Consider the following 16,760-nt stretch of genomic DNA (forward strand, 5'->3'; position numbering starts at 1 on the left):
TCTGAACATTACTCATCGGTCCAAACATGTTTGAAATCAGGCCATGACCAATCGGTCATTGTCACTCCTTGCAGCACTCCTCGCCATTTAAGCGTTTGACGATGGTGGACTAGCGGCATTAGCCAATTCTCGTATTGCAGGGTTGTGCCAATGGATTCCAGTTTTAGCAAATAGTCACTGACTTCATTATTTTCACGGATTTGGCCCAATTGTTGATTAAGCCAACTTTTTGCTTTGGTTGATAATCCGTGGTGCAAGACGGGGTTGGAGCAAAACCATCGGAATACAGATACAGGCAGGTTATCGTCAACATTGAAGCTGGCAATGATTATTGCTTCTTTCAATTCGCCAAGTTCGGCTTGTTCATGAAACTCTGAAAACGAATAGACATTGACCTGACTGTCGATGCCCATTTGGTGTAATTGTGCACTGAGTACTTTGGCGCAATCAAGGATAACCAGATGATCATAGGCAGCGATATCAAGCCTGTGAGGAAGTTCTGTTTCTTCCATTAGTTGTGGTTGAACTTTGGCCCAGCTCGGCAATAAGCTGTACGCGGGCTCTGAAGCCAAAAGCAAATCAGATAAACCTTCTTGTGCTAAGACCAGTTCTGGAGAGAGGATTTTACTTAGGTACTTTCTCTGAGAGTGGTTTAGCGGGGCCGCTTCACTATTCATGTTGAATAACAGGTACAAACACCCATTCTCTATTCGAGATTGGGTACTGTCAGTATCGGTGTCGTTTTCGTTGAAAAGAGGTGCCGTGTGCGTCTGTAAGTGCCTTGAATCACCTGGACCTGTGCGACCAAATTGGATCCTTTCACTAGGCGTTTGATCGAATTGCCATATGGTCACAGTGTCAGTGAGTGAGCGTAGCGAGAAGTAATGATCAAATGCTTGAAGGCGCAGCCGTTTATCAGACTGCTCAATGACTTGAAAGGGACCGCAACCGTCGACAATAGCCTTTGAATCTTTTATCAGCTGCTCCGGGGGCTGAATGGAATAACGCAGATCAGATAGCAATGCGGCAAACCCCCAATCCGGCGTGCTGAGCTCAAAGGTGACACACTGATGCGCGGCGGAAATATTGGTTACGTGCGCAAGCTCTTGTTGATAGTCAGGCAAATCCCGGAGCCGTGTAAACAATCTACCGATCAGTTGGGCATCAATAGGTGTATTGGAATGAAATCGAAGCTGGGGCCGGATATAGAACCGCCATAGTGTAGCCTCTTTGTTGCGTTGCCAGTGATGGGCAAGCTGAGGGCGGACTTGTCCGGATTTATCGCAAGATGTCAGACATGCATATACTTGTCGAACTAGAAAGCGTTCGCTGTTGCGCAGCGGTTTATGCGGTAACAGTTGAGTGAAAATACGCTGGTAGGTGAGCTGAATATGAAGTTGACCTTCGCGTAGGGTAGCTCCAGAGGTCTGTTGCAGCAAGGCACTGAATCGGCTTTGATCACCTTGCACCAACTCCATGGCTTTCTCATATTGCCCATTAGCAATGAAGCCTTTTGCAAGTTCTTGCTGAAGTTCATTGAGTGAGTAATGTAGATGTAATACCGAGCGTTGGTTGCGACCTACCTTGGGGATCCAACTTAACCAATCTCTCTCCTGCAATGCTTGTAATAGCGTTCGGCTGTGCCTTGGTGAGGTACACAATACGTCCGCGACATCGGCAAGCGACACCAGAGTGTCTTGTTTACTGCCAAAGGACAACAATCTAGAGTAATACTGAAATGCTCTTTCGTCTTTCATCTGTCTAAATCAGGAACTCAACATACATGAACTTTCCTAATTTTATCGCCCGATACCTACTCTAGACAAATAAATGGTGAATTAATCCAATATGGGGAAGTAAAATGCCGTAAATGCGCTCTTTTTCTTTTCCTTATATTTGAAGATACTGGTTCTATACCTAAGTGACGGCACGGGTATGGTTTTAGTTGAAAGTATTGTCTAAATAGAGGTTTCTATGACGCAGTTTCCGAATGATTTTCTATGGGGTGGGGCAATTGCTGCCAATCAGGTTGAAGGTGCTTATAATCTTGATAGCAAAGGGTTATCGACATCAGACATGCTGCCTTCAGGTATTTTGAGCCCTCACCAAACTCGGGAAGCGCGAACTGCGGGTATTAAGGATGTCGCAATCGATTTTTACCACCGTTACCCGGAAGATATTTCCCTGTTTAAGGAGATGGGCTTCAACTGCCTGCGCCTGTCTATAGCATGGAGCCGGATTTTCCCAAATGGTGATGAGCAAGAGCCAAATGAAGCAGGTCTGGCCTACTATGACCGTATTTTTGACGAACTTGAAAAACACGATATCACACCGTTCGTGACCCTTTCCCACTATGAAATGCCTTACGCACTGGTGGAAAATTATGGTGGCTGGGCAGACCGCAAGTTGATTGAGTTCTTCGAACGCTACGTGACGGCGGTGTTCGAACGCTATAAAGAGAAAGTGAAGCTATGGCTGACATTCAATGAGATTAATATGTCTTTGCATGCGCCGTTCACTGGGGTGGGGTTGCAGGAAGAGGCCTGCGAGCAGGAAATTTATCAGGCGATCCATCACCAGCTGGTGGCGAATGCCAAAGCAGTAAAGCTGTGTCAGACGATTATCCCTGATGGCAAAATTGGCAATATGCTGCTTGGCGCGATCAACTATCCGTATACCTGTAACCCGGATGATGTGATTGCTGCGATGCATGAAAACAACAAATGGTTGTTCTTCGGCGATGTACAAACCCGTGGTAAATACCCTGGTTATATGCTGCGTTACTTCCGTGAAAATAACATTGAAATAACGATGGAGGAGGGCGATCTAGAAGCCATTTCTCAAGCTTCGGTCGATTTCATTTCATTTAGCTATTACGCCAGTGGCTGTGCCAGTGCTGACCCTAAACAAAAAGAGGTGGGTAACATTGTCGATAGTGTGCCAAACCCTTACCTAGAAAAAAGCCAATGGGGGTGGCTCATTGACCCTAAGGGTCTGCGTATCCTGCTGAACTTCTTGTACGACCGATACCAGAAACCGCTGTTCATCGTTGAAAATGGCTTAGGTGCCCGTGATGAGGTTGATGAGAACGGTGAGATCCATGATGACTATCGTATCCAGTACCTCAATGATCACTTGGTACAAGCCCGAGAAGCGATATTGGATGGCGTCGAGTTGATGGGGTTCACTAGCTGGGGGCCAATTGACCTAGTTGCCAATTCTACTGCTGAAATGAGCAAGCGTTATGGTTTTATTTATGTTGACCGTCATGATGACGGTACGGGAACGTTAGAGCGTAAGCGCAAGAAGAGTTTTAGTTGGTACCAGGAAGTGATCAGCACTCAGGGCCGCTCACTGAAATAGGTGTTTCTGGTAGCCTCTAATATAATAAAGCCTCACTTTATAGTGAGGCTTTAATCGTTTTGGTTTACTTGGTGAGATCCAAGTCTACCCATACCATGCGGTGGTCAGAAGATACACCTTTGCTGTTACCAAGCTCCTCGTCATAAACAAGGTAGTAACCGTCTTCATTACCGGCTGGCCAGAAAACACCAGAACCTTTCACATCAAGGGTTGCTGATGGAATTACGTAATCTAGGCGAAGGCCACTTGTGCTAGTAATATTTTCAACGTGTGGGGTATCAGGGTTACGGGTACAGATACCTTCGTTTAGGCAGTACTCACCACCTTTGCTAGCAGGTGCGAAGCTACCCAGCGTGCCTTCGATATTAACCATAGAGTGGGTAATAAGGTTCGCAATCGTTTCACGATCACCATCACCCATTTGGTGGTCGGCATTCAAGTCGCCAGCAACAACGAAATTGCTACCTGCTGGCAGGCCGCCGAATACACCCTTGTCATCGTACATATAGTTCTTAGAGTCGATGTAATCGTTCCAGAACTGCAGTTCAGCACGGTTTCGCTCTGTGTTGTGCTTGGCTGGATTGTCAAAGATTGGTGGTGCAGGGTGTGAAACCAAGAAGTGTACGACTTCGTTTTCACCGTTTGGTTGAGGAATAATCACAGGGATATCGGCATGGTTTTTAGAAGAGAGCGGGAATTCAGCCCAGGCTTCATCGCTGTACCAAGCATCACCACACTTTTTACCTGTTGGTAGCTCAGCCTCACAGTTCACGATTTCGATGTTTTTCTCACCTGGCATGTCTTTCCATTTGAAGTTTTGGAAAGTACGTACGTTATCTTCGTCGATTTCAAACTGTGAGAAAACAGCAAAGGCATATTGGCCGTGATAGAAGCCAAAGCCCCATGCGTCATCACCAGTACCAGAAGCTGAACCATCAAGGTTCAAGTCATACTCACTTGGAAGGCCAGTATTGGTAGCGACGTTCTTCTTGTAAGCAAAAGCAATAGGCTTTTGATTGTTTTGAGAATGTGCCAAGTAGTTTTCATGAAAACCGTTTAGCGCTTTCATATCCTTGCCAGTACCGTCGTTGTTGAACTCGGCTAGGACAAAGGCATTAGGGCGAACGCGTTGGATAGTTTCAGCAACGTTTCTGATCTGAATAACTTTTTCAGCTGTTTCGATTTCTTTTTCTGTTAATGACGCGTCATCATTTTTGTAGCGCTCAATCAGTGCAGACTGTTCTTCTCGGGAAAGCGTCATTTCTGCGACTAAATCTTCATATGTCGCACGATCAAAAGATAGGTTAAAAGTGGCAAATCGTGCTTCAGTGTATGTCTCTACAGAACTGTCGCTGTTGCAGCCTGAAAGTGCGGCTAGGGCAATAGATGCCGCAATAAAAGTCTTCTTCATCGTCATTGTTGTCGTGTCGTTTAGAGCCAAATGAGTGACAGAGGCTAAAGATTTTTTTTGCTCTTATCTGTTGAGTTTCAAATTATTGTGAGCAAATTCAAATTATTTTTATGAGTATGGTTGAAATACAACCAAAGCAATAAAAAAGTAACCGGTTGCGCGTTCAAAAAATGCTCGTAAAATCGTTTGCCTGCTCTTTTCCGATAACTTTGTCAGTCGAGTGTGGCTCATGCCAACGGGAGTGACATTATTTTGACTTTACTCTTTATATCGTACGTAGCACCATTTATTGGGTTGAGGATGATGCTGGTATGGACGTCTGTTGATGAGAGTGAAATTGAGGTTAGGCAGCAATGAGTTTCCAGCAAAGTAGAAAAGCTGCCTTACTATCAGGTGAAATGAGATATGCATTCAAGACGGCTAAATCTTACCTGAAGCAGACATAAAATTTACTTTTTCCTGAAAAATATAATCGGTGCTGTGACATATTAAATGGCAGTTAATTAGAAACTAAATATATTGGTTACCTAGATGTGTGATTATTGCAAAGGGCGCCTTGTTCAGCTCCGCCGAAATTGGCTTCAAAAAATCAAGTTTAAATCAATATGGAAGTGCGTTGATTGTGGTAAGGAGAAAAGGCTTTGAAAGATAAGAAGTTAGTTAGGAGGATTTTAAAATCTAAGTCTATGAGTATCCTAGGTAAAACAAAAAATAAGCACGTGGATAAAAAGCCATTGAAATGAGATTCTTCTCAACGTACATACAATAATTCAAAAGTGTATGGCCGCTATCAATAAATAAAAACCGAATATTTCGATTATTGCTTTATCGTTATGTCTATTTTAGACAAACCTTCAACTGTCACATTTTTCATTGCTCATAAGTATTACAATTTGTTGGCTTTCTCTACATGAGGAAGCCAATAAATAACAATGATAATAATGTGAACGGAGGAATATATGACGATAGGGAGATACCTACGTTGGAAAGATGAGCATGGTGACGAATTCAGGCCAGTCTCTTTGAGTGGCACAGAATTACTCAATGACCGGACTTTGAATAAAAGCACCGCATTCACCTATGAAGAAAGGGAAGCCTTTCAGTTAGAAGGTTTATTGCCACCACGAGTTCAAACCTTTGAAGACCAGTTGAACCGAGTCTATGATGGGTTTCGAAATGCTTCTACGGATATTGAAAAATACCTCTTCTTGCGTGCCTTGCAAGATCGTAACGAAACCTTGTTCTATGCATTGCTCTCAAGGCACATAGAAGAAATGACCCCGATTATCTATACCCCTACTGTGGGTAAAGCCTGTCAGGAGTTCAGCCACCGTTATCAAAAAGCCCGCGGCCTCTACATCACCCAAGACAACGTCGAGAATATGGATGAGCTGGCTCGTCATTTTACCGGTAAAGATATCAAAATAATCGTAGTGACAGATAGTCAGGGTATTCTAGGGCTAGGAGACCAAGGTGTGGGAGGAATGGGTATTCCCATTGGGAAGTTGTCTTTGTATACCTTGGGTGCTGGGATCCATCCTGCTCATTGCTTGCCGATTGCGCTGGATATCGGAACGGATAACCAAGATTTACTTGATGACCCAATGTATTTGGGGGTTCCGCAACGGCGTCTGAAAGGTGAAGCATACAAAGCCTTTATCAAAAAGTTTGTACACCAGGTTAAGCGTAATTTCCCTAAGGCGGTTCTTCAATGGGAAGACTTCAGCAAGTCTAATGCTTTCGATAACCTCAATGATTATGAAGAGTTCTTACCGTCCTTCAATGATGATATTCAAGGTACGGGTTCAGTCGTACTCGCCGGTATTCTTGGTGCGGCCAAGATCAAGGGGGAATCATTAGCTGATCAGAACTATGTCGTTTATGGTGCGGGTGCTGGTGGTGTCGGTGTTGCCGATCAAATCTTTGCAGGGTTGCTCAAGGAAGGCTGTTCTCATGCGGCAGCTCGGGACAGAATCTTTATTCTTGATTCTCAAGGCTTGATATTTGATGACCGTGAAGGCTTGGACGAGTACAAGAAGCGCTATGCGAAACCGAGAGTGCTGGCAGAAGGCTGGACAGTTGCAGACGTCGGCAAAGTGTCGTTGGCTGAATTGATTGATAACTACCCAGTGACTGTTCTACTCGGGACAAGTGGTATTGGTGGCGCCTTCAAAGAAGAGCATATCCAGAAAATGATGGAATATACCAAGCGGCCAATGATATTTCCGTTATCAAACCCAACCGCAAACTGCGAGGCTTTGCCGGAAGATATTTATCGCTGGAGTGATGGCCAGGCAATTGTGGCGACCGGTAGCCCATTTGGTGATGTGGACTATAACGGGCATTCATTCCGCATTGGCCAAGGTAATAATGTCTTTATTTTCCCTGGTGTTGGCTTGGCTGCGATTGTGTCACAAACCCGTAAGGTTACGTTGGATATGTTCACCACCGCATCCTATGCATTGGCAGAAAAAGTATCGGATGAGGATTTAGCTACTGGATGTGTTTATCCAAGGATCAGCAACTTGAAGCAAGTCTCATTGCATGTCGCAACCCGCATTCTCGAAGATATGAAGGCGAAAGATCCTAACTGCGCTCTGGCAGGCAAAGATATTGCCCATGAACTGGCAGAGCATATCTGGGAGCCGATTTATTTACCATACCGCCGAGTTTAGCCCTCATTGTAAATTGCCCGGCTTTTGCCGGGCTTTTTACATTTCACGCCAATGATTTAGCATTTTGGGCCACTTTTCCATAAGCCGATCTGTATCTTAACAGTTACTGAACTTTCAGGGTTAATATGTTGTTAAAGCTTGATTCTACTTGTTATTTCAAGCCAGTGGCAGCTCAGGAGGTTCGTATGCATATGTCGTGCTTTCTATCAAAATTAAAGCAACTACTTGTTATCTCATTCCTGGCCGTTTCAGGTGTCGGCTTATGGCTAATGATGATGTATCACATCTTCAGAATGTCAGCGTAATAGGCTCGGTGACGGAGGCTCGTTAAACTTGTTGGCGATGGCGCTGTGCCCATATGCCAATAACAATGAACATTGAGATGACGACAGTAATAAGCCAGTGGTTAGCCAGCTGGCTTAGTTGCTCAGATAAAAATGGTGCGGTGGTAACAATGAATAATCCGTAGCCAAAGGCATTGATCAAAATAAAAATCATCGTTCTGATGATAAAATTAGTGCCAATTAATTGCTTTCTCATAAATCGATTAATATCGGCAGCAAACATGACGAGAAGGCAAGTGACAGCTGCCGTTGATATGTCATCTGTCCAAGGTCTGATCCAGTTCCCAACATCAGCAATAAATGAAGTGATAATTTCCATAGGTTTCTATCCAGGTACTCGCCTGAAAATCATATCTCATTGTGTTAAAGGTATATTGGCTAAAGGCGACCAGAAACCAGTAAGGGTTAAATGAAAAATGGCTGAAAAAAGACGGTCAAGGAGAGGTATACTGTCTGTTGAATCCTTATTGATTGTTTTTTTATGATAGTGATCTCTAACTCAGTTCAATTAGGTGATTGGGAAGTTGAACTGACGGCTATTCGCGCTCAGGGTGCGGGTGGACAAAATGTCAACAAAGTCTCCTCGGCAATCCACCTTCGTTTTGATATTCCTCACTCTTCATTACCGCCGTTTTATAAAGAGCGGTTGCTTGCCTTATCTGATAGCAGGATCTCCAAAGAGGGGGTAATTATCATAAAAGCGCAACAATACCGTACCCAAGAGCAAAATCGCGAAGATGCCTTGGAAAGGCTAGTGGCGCTGATTAAATCGGCTGTTGTACAGCAAAAGAAACGCCGGGAAACCAAACCAACTCGCTCCTCACAGAAAAAACGGATGGATAAAAAAACACAGCGAGGCCAGACTAAAGTACTGCGCGGCAAGGTTAAGTTTTGACTTGTATAGCAAAATCAATGTTTAACACTAATGCTGTATATTAAATAGCGTTACATTTAATAGCTAACGTTGTTTTATGGAGATAGGGATGTCTGATCTGAAAACCCAAAAGTTATTGCAGTTGTTTTATCGTGAATCAGAGCGGGTGAGGTTGCTGGATTTAAATCAGTTGCCGGCTCCTGACAACAAGGAGCAGGATGAGCTGCAAGTCTGGTTGTCAGGTAAACGTGACTTTTCTCTTTCAGAGCTCACCCAGCAGCACTGGATTAAAACATGCACGGCGGGCTACACCACAGAATTGCTTCTTCATCCAAATGGTAGCCTAGAAGAGTTTACCTTGTTCAGGCGCCAGAAAACGACGGGTGAATGGCGTCTAGTCAATGGCATGCTGGAGCTAACTATTTATAAAGATGAAAATCGTTATACCTGTACGGTTGTTGCCAACCAAGACAGCAGTATTCACTCCGCCATAGAGTACAAAAACGATCAGCTACATGCTTATTTGAAACTGGCTCAAACACGACCGCAACCATTTTAATCCGTAAATGTTGGTTCAACCAGTGCCTTATAAGCCACTAAATATGCATTTTTTCTGGAAAAGTATCAGTGAAGCTGGTATCAGTGAATGTAACTTAGAAATTGATTAAGGCGAGTTTGAACCGAAATGACAGGGACGAATACATTGAACAAAGTGGCCATTGTTGGCGGTACCCACGGTAATGAATTTAGTGGCATTTACCTGCTACGTAAATGGCGTGAAGCACCACAGTTGATCCAGCGAGACAGTTTTACAGTTGAAACTGTATTTGCTAACCCAAAAGCGTTTGAGGAGAACAAGCGCTATCTTGATTGTGATATGAACCGTCAGTTTGGAAATGACGATCTCATCAATCCTGAGTTGGCAAATTACGAGCAAAGCCGGGCCAAAGCAATCAACGCCCAGCTAGGCCCTAAAGGCAATGCCAAAACCGATTTTATTATCGATCTGCATAACACGACCAGCAATATGGGACCATCACTTATCTTGCTGCAGACAGATACCTTCAACCGCCAGCTTGGTGCCTATGTCTCAGCAAAAATGCCTGATGCGGTTATCGTGCTGGAAGATCATGTCGCTGTTCACGAGCATTGCTTTTTGAGTTCAATTACCGAGCAGGGCGTCATTGTTGAAATTGGTCCGCAACCTCAGTCTGTCATCCGGCAAGATGTATTGGACTGGATGGAAGAGATGACCGGTCATATTCTCGACTTCGTTGACTTGTATAACCGCAGTGCTTTGCCAGCGCTGCCTGCTAGTTATGAAGCTTACAAGTATCATGAAACACTTAAGTTGCCTGAGAATGAGCAAGGCGAGCGAATCGGTATGGTTCACCGTAACGTGCAGGATGCCGACTTCAAAGTGCTACGTCACGGCGACCCAATCTTTACGCTGTTTGACGGTCAGGAAATCTGTTGGGAAGGGGATTACGAAGCTTATCCGCATTTCATCAACGAAGCGGCTTATTACGACAACAACCTTGCGATGTCGTTGGCGAAGAAAGTCACTGTTACAGTTTAGCCCCTTGCTTCGAATAGTGGAAAAACCGCCTGCTCTGCGGGCGCTTTTCTTCAAACGGTGTAATTATATTGTTGTTGGTAACAAAGTAATGAGTTGTCGCCTGTTATGAGGATGCCCTAAGATATCTAAGCGTATGGAAGTGGCCTCAAAATGATGGAGCCTATACCAATCTCATAACTCATAATTTGTGACTATTACACCTTGGCTATCTTAAGTGATCCAAATTTTCTTACAATTTATATGATGAATTGGTTGAGAAGCTATACTCATTAGGTATTCTTATGTCGCTTTTAAAATGCATAATTTAATCTGATTTTCGGTCATCTATCAAACAATAATGAACATAACAGATGAACAGTATCTTTATGCTGTTGGGCTAAAGAACATATCAAGCCCTTTCCCTTGTGCTGTCTATGATGGTGAGGGTAATTATTCTGCGATCAATCGTCCTTATGCTGATATTTTAGGCTTAAGTAATGAGCAGGCATATGGGGTAAAGAACTCAGCACTCCAATGTAACTTTAGTGATTTTGCAGATGTGATTGATATTCAAAACAAGCATGTGCTTGAAAGCCAAGATTATCTTTTTTCATTGAATATCATAAGGCTCTCTTCTGGGTGCAAGGCGTACTATGTGTCTAAACGCCCAATTATCAACACTTCGGGTAAAGTCGTAGGTATTGATGTCAGCATGTACAATACTGGCTTTATCTTCACGTTATCTTCAGCCTTTAATGATCCAACCATGTATTTCAATCAAGGCCATGAAGTTGACTTTAAAGCAACTAAGCTTTGTGAGAGCTTTACATCTCTGCAGGAGACTTATGCCTATTTTATTATGTGTGGGTTTTCCAATGAGTTTATAAGTACCATTCTTGGTAAGTCGATAAAAACCGTTGAGAACAATATGGCTCGACTGTTTGATAAAGCGCAACTCCGTTATTGTGGAAGTATAAACAGTAGAAGAGCACTACGAGATTACTTGTTGAATAATAGGATCACTAATTTATCGCCTGCTGGGATAATGACCAATACGATTAAAACCTTAACAGCGATACCAAGTAATTCCACATATCGTGATCCTTCTGATTCTGACTATCCAGCTTCGTTTAATGACTTTGGCAAGGATATTTAATCGCAGCAGAGCTTTACGCTCAAAGTAATATTTCCGTTTTGATAGGTAATGCTGCGCCAAGCCAAACCGCTTTTGTGGTGTGATCGGAAAGTACATCATCAGACACCGGGTGGATCAAAACCGATAATTCCCCGCGTTCGCTGTCTAGCCAGTTAACAAGGCCTTGTTCATTATCAGTAAAATGGACTTCAAACATAGGTTTGCTATGCGGACCGACTTCGCGGTGCACAAGGGGAAATACTCGGCTAACATCTTGGCGCTGGGCGATTTTTTCGTGTAGATGTTCAGCGGCGTTGATTTGGTGTTCATCAAAGTAAATATGGGCGTGATACATAATAGCCTCCATGAGTTCCAAGCGTTGTTGGAAATCATTGTAAGCTTGCGAGAGAAACAGACGAGGGCTTTTGTTTGATGGAGTTATTCGGTTTTATTGAAGGTATGGTGATTGCTAAGTAATTGCCGATAGCGGAAGAACTGGATGATCCACTGTGTGACTTCTAGGTGGTCTGTGGGTTGATCGAGTGAGTCCAAAGCGATTTGGTAAGTCTGAGCCGGATAAATACTTTTTCGAAGCTCTAACAAGTCGTACAGGTACTCTGGGGTGAACTCGGGGTGGCCTTGAATACCCAGGAAGTGCTCACCAACTAGCATGATGCTGCTAGGACAGAAATCGCTGCTGGCAATAATAGTTGTGTTTTCCGGGGGGCGAATCACTTGATCTTGATGGCTTACTAGCAGGGACACCTTGTTTGGAGGCTCAGTTAGCCAAGGAGGTTGCTGAGTTAATGGGGTATCTAGGGCTGCTTGAGCTGCGCCTATTCCCCAGCCTTTATCCGACTGCATCACTTCACCGGCAAGTGCCTGCGCAATCATCTGATGGCCGAAGCATATCCCCACCAAGGGGATGTGCTGAAAGAAGAGTTGATGGACAAATCCTTGGAAGACATTTATCCAGCGGTTTTGCTCATAAACACTGTACCGGCTGCCGCTGGTTATGTAGCCATCGCACTCGTTCAATGATTGTGGGTACTGGCCATCAATGACTCGGTAGAATTGCAGCTCAATATTAGAGTCGACTTGTGCGAACAGGTTGGTGAACATCGCTGGGTAATTACCATGCTTGGGCTGTAACTCTGGCCTGACATCATCACACAGCAATACACCTAGCTTCATTTTCTTACCTCAATTTCAGACCTATATCTTCAGACTGACCTGTTCAACCTTACAAATCGAGCTTGCCGTCGAGGGCAAAGTTAAAGACCGCTTGATACTGCTCCTGAGATAAGTGTATAGGGTTTCCACTGGCAGCGGCGTCTTTTACTGCCTGAGATGCAATGACTTCTTGTTCTTGATTGTTGATGCCCAGTTCAGATAATGAATGCGGAACATGGAGCTGCTTTCGCAGTGCCAGTACCCACTCGAGTACACCGTCGAAGCCTTCTTTCTCCAGCTCAAGATAGTGAGACAGCCGTTGCATTTTCTCGTGAAGGTAATGCCGATTGGCGCACAATACATAAGGCATCAAGACAGCATTCAATAACCCATGATGCAGGTTGTAGCGAGCGCCAAGCGTATGAGCCAATGCATGCATTGCGCCAAGCCCTTTCTGGAAAGCGGTCGCTCCCATCGAAGAGGCAATAAGCATTTGGGTTCTCGCTTGTAGGTTGGTCCCGTCAGTGTATGCGATGGGGAGGTACAGCTTAATTAACCGCATGCCTTCAATGGCAATGGCCTCGGCCATGGGGTGGTAGCTTGGCGAACAGTACGCTTCAAGGTTGTGGGACAAAGCATCCAGACCTGTTGCTGCTGTGAGGTGGGCTGGTAGGTCAACAGTAAGGGTGGGATCCAAAATAACCTGCGTAGGCAGCATCTTTGGGTGGAATATGATGCGCTTACATTGGCTTTGAGTATCAGTAATCACCGATGCTCTTCCTACTTCTGAGCCGGTTCCAGCAGTGGTTGGCAGGGCGATAACGGGAGCGATAAGGGTTGAATCGGCCTGTTTCCAATTATCACCTATATCTTCAAATTCCCATAATGATTGCTTTTGCTGAGCAACTAAGGCTATGGCTTTTCCTATATCCAGAGAAGAGCCGCCACCAATGGCAATGACGCCGTCATGTTTTCCTTCTAGAAAAGCAGTATTACCACTTTCAACCTGCTCCCCGGTAGGGTTCCCTTCAAAACTATTGAAGATGTCGGTAGTTAAGCTGGCTTCTTCACATGCAGCGAGAATAGATTGTATTGTTTGGGTGCTTGCCAGTGATGGGTCGATGACAAACAGTGGTCGCTGTATCGATGATGTTTGGCAGATCGAAACCAGTTGCGAACCGGCATTTTCGCCAACGAGTATTTCGGTGGGGTAGTGCCAATGCAGGAGAGTCATGGGCTAGTCCAATGAATTAGGTGATATGTTGTCATCAACGCTGGTATGTTGCTTACGCGGGTGCTTCAGATGATATGACTTAGGACGGGTTAGTGTCTCAAACCCCAGAGTCGATAAGGCATAACCTTTACCTGAGTGCTTGATACCTGTCCATGCCAGCGCAGGGTCGAGATAGTCACAACGGTTAGCGAAAAAGGTTCCCGTCTCAATTTGCTCGCCAATGGCAATAGCTTGCTTAATATCAGATGTAAAAATACTCGCTGTCAGTCCGTATTCGCTATCGTTCATTAAATCGATAGCTTCTTGGTCCGAAAATACCTTTTGTATCGGCAGCACAGGGCCAAATGTTTCCTCGGTCATAACCTGCATTTGGTGATTCACCTCGGTTAACACCTGCGGCGCAATATATGGGCTCCCTAGCTTGCTGTTAGGGAAGCAGGCTTCTGAGATATGTACTTGGGCACCTTGTTGTTTCGCATCGGCTATTTGATGGCGGACGTGGTCGGCGGCCTTGGCTGAAATCAATGGCCCTAAGGTGGTGTCTTCATCAAGTGGAAATCCCAATTGATACTGATTGACTAATCTTACGGCTTTTTCGACAAACTCGTCATGGACACGATGGTCGACATACACCCGCTCTATGGCACAGCATGACTGCCCAGCATTATAGAGCGCACCATCAACTATGGTTTCAGCGGCCAAGCTGATATCGGCATCATGACGAACATAGGCTGGGTCATTGCCTCCAAGTTCAAGGCCAAGGCCATGGAAATGTCCAGCGGCTGCTATTTCGATTAACGCCCCTCCGGTGACAGAGCCGGTAAAAACGACATGCTGGAGCTGATCATTGCTAACCATCTCTTCAGTGGCTTCATGACTCAAGAACACGTGTTGGAAGACGCCATCGGGCAGTTGGGCTTCATCAAAAGCTTGTTGGAAACGCTGGGCACAGAGTGGGGTATGGGAAGACGGTTTTAAGATCACGCTGTTTCCTGCTAACAAGGCAGGAACGATTGAGTTAATGGCAGTGAGGTAGGGGTAATTCCATGGAGATATCACCAGTATTGTTCCTAGGGGTTCCCTAGTTATATAGCGAGTAAAGCCTGATTTATCAGGTAGCTCTACGGGTGCAAGTGCTTGCTCACAGTGCTTTATCATGTAGCGGGCACGCTCTTCGACACCTCTCAGTTCGCTGCCACTGTGCTGGATAGGTCGGCCCATCATCCAGCTGAGTTCGGTCGCAATCATATCTTTGTGGCTCAGGAGCGCATCGATAGCCCGGGTACAGTATTCTTGTCTCTTGGCAAGTGGTGTGAGTTTCCACTCTTTTTGTGCTTTGTTGGCACTATCAAGCGTATCCTGTATCACTTCGGGTGTAGCAAGCGTAACGGTTGCTACCACACTTCCATCTGCAGGTGAGAGGGTATTTTGGACAACACCTTGTGGGATGTCTGTTTTAACTGAACGATTCAAATGTTTTTTCCTCGTCTCAGATAATTTCAAAATAACGGCTGAGCTCCCAGTCGGTGACGTGTTTTCTGAACTCCCTATCTTCCCATTCTCTTGAGGCAGCAAAGTGCTCGACAAAAGCATCGCCGAACAATGCAACAGCGGCTTCTGATTGCTTATATCGCTGGGTGGCATCCCACAGTGTACGCGGGAGGGCAAGGGTATCACTGTGAGTTTGTTGGTAAGCATTTCCTAACACCGGATCTGAAGGCTCCCAGCCTTGTTCAATACCAATTAGGCCAGAACCAAGCGCAGCGGCCAGGGCTAAAAACGGGTTGGCATCGGCCGCCCCGATTCGGTATTCGATACGCTGTGACTTTTCTGATCCCGTAATTACCCTGAGCGATGTCGTGCGGTTTTCGATGCCCCAAGTGGCGTCGGTGGGGGCCCAGAACCCAGGGATCATTCGACTGTAACTGTTCACCGAGGGAGCAACCATACAGAGTAGTTCTGGCATCAGTCGTTGCTGGCCAGCAAGGAAATGGCGTTGAATGGCACTCATTGAGTGGGGTTCATTATTGTCGTAAAAAACATTGTTGCCATCTTGGTCGCGAAGGGATAAGTGGATATGCCCGCTCTGGCCAGGGTAATCATTGCTCCATTTGGCCATGAAGGTTGCCATTAAATCGTTTTTCTGCGCCAGTACCTTCATGTAGGTTTTGAACAGCGCTGCTTTGTCTGCAGCATGGCAGGCATAGTCGACAGCGATAGCTGCTTCGATGACACCTGGACCGGTTTCCGAATGGATGCCTTCAATGGGGAAATCCATGGTTTCGGCCATCGCAAGGATAGATTTATACAGCTCGGAATAGGTCGAATTACGTATCATCGAGTAACCGAACCAGTCTGGGGTGATCGGTTCAAGGTTCCGAAAACCTTTTTCACGGACTGAATGCGGCGTTTCGCGGAACAGGAAGAACTCATACTCGAAGGCAGCTCTTGGGATCAGACCCATGGCTTTACATTTATTAAGTACCCGATGCAGCGTGGCCCTAGGGCAAACCGATTCAGCTTCGCCTGCAAATTCAGCCATAAACAGCAACATGCCGTCTTCGTCTAATACATCACGGCAACTGGAAGGAATAATCCTCACAGGAGCATCGGGATAACCAGTATGCCAACCTGTGTATTGGGTGTTATCGTAAAGCTGATCTTTGACATCCCAGCCCAATACCACATCACAAAAGGCAAACCCCTTGTCGAGAGACGAAAAGAATTTTTCCTTCGACATATACTTGCCGCGCATTACGCCATCGTTGTCGAACAGCCCCACTTTGACATGGCTGAGCTTGCGCTCATCGATAATCTGTTTGGCATCGTCAACCGTTCTGACCTCTCTTGGCTGCATAGGCGGGTATCCCTTCTGTTGGCTAAGCGTTAGCTAGGAAATAGGCAAATAAGCGTCATGACTAGGATTTTTTTATTATTGATTTAAACCTAGGAAGAGGTCGGACATTCGTCAACCTTATCAATACGGTGAAAAA

The 16,760-nt window shown here is 45.2% G+C and carries 14 protein-coding genes; 6 read left to right on the forward strand and 8 right to left on the reverse strand.

Annotated features, from left to right (window positions below):
• Nucleotides 1-8: 8 nt before the first annotated feature.
• Complete coding sequence (locus ACXAD4_RS25910; RefSeq protein WP_475244889.1) at nt 9-1,757, reverse strand: SgrR family transcriptional regulator; 1,749 nt, start codon at nt 1,755-1,757, stop codon at nt 9-11.
• Between the two features lie 217 nt (nt 1,758-1,974).
• On the opposite strand from ACXAD4_RS25910, the gene ACXAD4_RS25915 reads away from it, so the two are divergent.
• Nucleotides 1,975-3,363, forward strand: a complete 1,389-nt coding sequence (locus tag ACXAD4_RS25915; RefSeq protein WP_475244890.1) for a glycoside hydrolase family 1 protein — start codon at nt 1,975-1,977, stop codon at nt 3,361-3,363.
• Between the two features lie 64 nt (nt 3,364-3,427).
• Here the strand turns inward: ACXAD4_RS25915 and ACXAD4_RS25920 are convergent, their stop codons facing one another.
• Nucleotides 3,428-4,774: an endonuclease/exonuclease/phosphatase family protein gene (locus ACXAD4_RS25920; protein WP_475244891.1), complete on the reverse strand. Its 1,347-nt coding sequence runs from the start codon at nt 4,772-4,774 to the stop codon at nt 3,428-3,430.
• Nucleotides 4,775-5,733: 959 nt separating this feature from the next.
• Here ACXAD4_RS25920 and ACXAD4_RS25925 point away from each other — a divergent pair.
• On the forward strand, nt 5,734-7,449 hold the full coding sequence (locus ACXAD4_RS25925; RefSeq protein ID WP_475244892.1) for an NAD-dependent malic enzyme: 1,716 nt from the start codon (nt 5,734-5,736) through the stop codon (nt 7,447-7,449).
• Nucleotides 7,450-7,776: 327 nt separating this feature from the next.
• Here the strand turns inward: ACXAD4_RS25925 and ACXAD4_RS25930 are convergent, their stop codons facing one another.
• Nucleotides 7,777-8,112 (reverse strand): DUF3392 domain-containing protein, encoded by a 336-nt coding sequence (locus ACXAD4_RS25930; protein WP_475244893.1) that lies wholly within the window; start codon nt 8,110-8,112, stop codon nt 7,777-7,779.
• A gap of 162 nt (nt 8,113-8,274) precedes the next feature.
• Here ACXAD4_RS25930 and arfB point away from each other — a divergent pair, with 162 nt between their 5' ends.
• From arfB to ACXAD4_RS25950, 4 genes are all read left to right on the forward strand, one after another.
• On the forward strand, nt 8,275-8,688 hold the full coding sequence (gene arfB / locus ACXAD4_RS25935; RefSeq protein ID WP_475244894.1) for an alternative ribosome rescue aminoacyl-tRNA hydrolase ArfB: 414 nt from the start codon (nt 8,275-8,277) through the stop codon (nt 8,686-8,688).
• 88 nt (nt 8,689-8,776) lie between these two features.
• Nucleotides 8,777-9,226 carry a hypothetical protein gene (locus ACXAD4_RS25940; RefSeq protein ID WP_475244895.1) on the forward strand — a complete coding sequence of 150 codons (450 nt, stop codon included), beginning with the start codon at nt 8,777-8,779 and terminating at the stop codon, nt 9,224-9,226.
• Between the two features lie 126 nt (nt 9,227-9,352).
• Complete coding sequence (locus ACXAD4_RS25945) at nt 9,353-10,246, forward strand: aspartoacylase (protein WP_475244896.1); 894 nt, start codon at nt 9,353-9,355, stop codon at nt 10,244-10,246.
• A 337-nt stretch (nt 10,247-10,583) separates the two neighbouring features.
• Nucleotides 10,584-11,381 (forward strand): PAS domain-containing protein, encoded by a 798-nt coding sequence (locus ACXAD4_RS25950; RefSeq protein ID WP_475244897.1) that lies wholly within the window; start codon nt 10,584-10,586, stop codon nt 11,379-11,381.
• 19 nt (nt 11,382-11,400) lie between these two features.
• On the opposite strand, the gene ACXAD4_RS25955 is transcribed toward ACXAD4_RS25950, so the two are convergent.
• The 5 genes from ACXAD4_RS25955 to ACXAD4_RS25975 form a co-directional block, all read right to left on the reverse strand.
• A complete protein-coding gene (locus ACXAD4_RS25955) occupies nt 11,401-11,715 on the reverse strand; it encodes a DOPA 4,5-dioxygenase family protein (protein WP_475244898.1) in 315 nt (104 codons plus the stop codon).
• 83 nt (nt 11,716-11,798) lie between these two features.
• Nucleotides 11,799-12,554, reverse strand: coding sequence for a glutamine amidotransferase-related protein (locus ACXAD4_RS25960; protein WP_475244899.1), 756 nt, complete (start codon nt 12,552-12,554; stop codon nt 11,799-11,801).
• 49 nt (nt 12,555-12,603) lie between these two features.
• Nucleotides 12,604-13,767 carry an iron-containing alcohol dehydrogenase gene (locus tag ACXAD4_RS25965; RefSeq protein WP_475244900.1) on the reverse strand — a complete coding sequence of 388 codons (1,164 nt, stop codon included), beginning with the start codon at nt 13,765-13,767 and terminating at the stop codon, nt 12,604-12,606.
• Between the two features lie 3 nt (nt 13,768-13,770).
• The gene (locus tag ACXAD4_RS25970) at nt 13,771-15,240 is read right to left on the reverse strand and encodes an aldehyde dehydrogenase family protein (protein WP_475244901.1); all 1,470 of its coding nucleotides are present in this window, start codon (nt 15,238-15,240) and stop codon (nt 13,771-13,773) included.
• 16 nt (nt 15,241-15,256) lie between these two features.
• Nucleotides 15,257-16,624, reverse strand: coding sequence for a glutamine synthetase family protein (locus ACXAD4_RS25975; protein WP_475244902.1), 1,368 nt, complete (start codon nt 16,622-16,624; stop codon nt 15,257-15,259).
• Between the last annotated feature and the right edge of the window lie 136 nt (nt 16,625-16,760).

It is taken from the genome of Photobacterium sp. AWH4_225, from assembly GCF_056158405.1.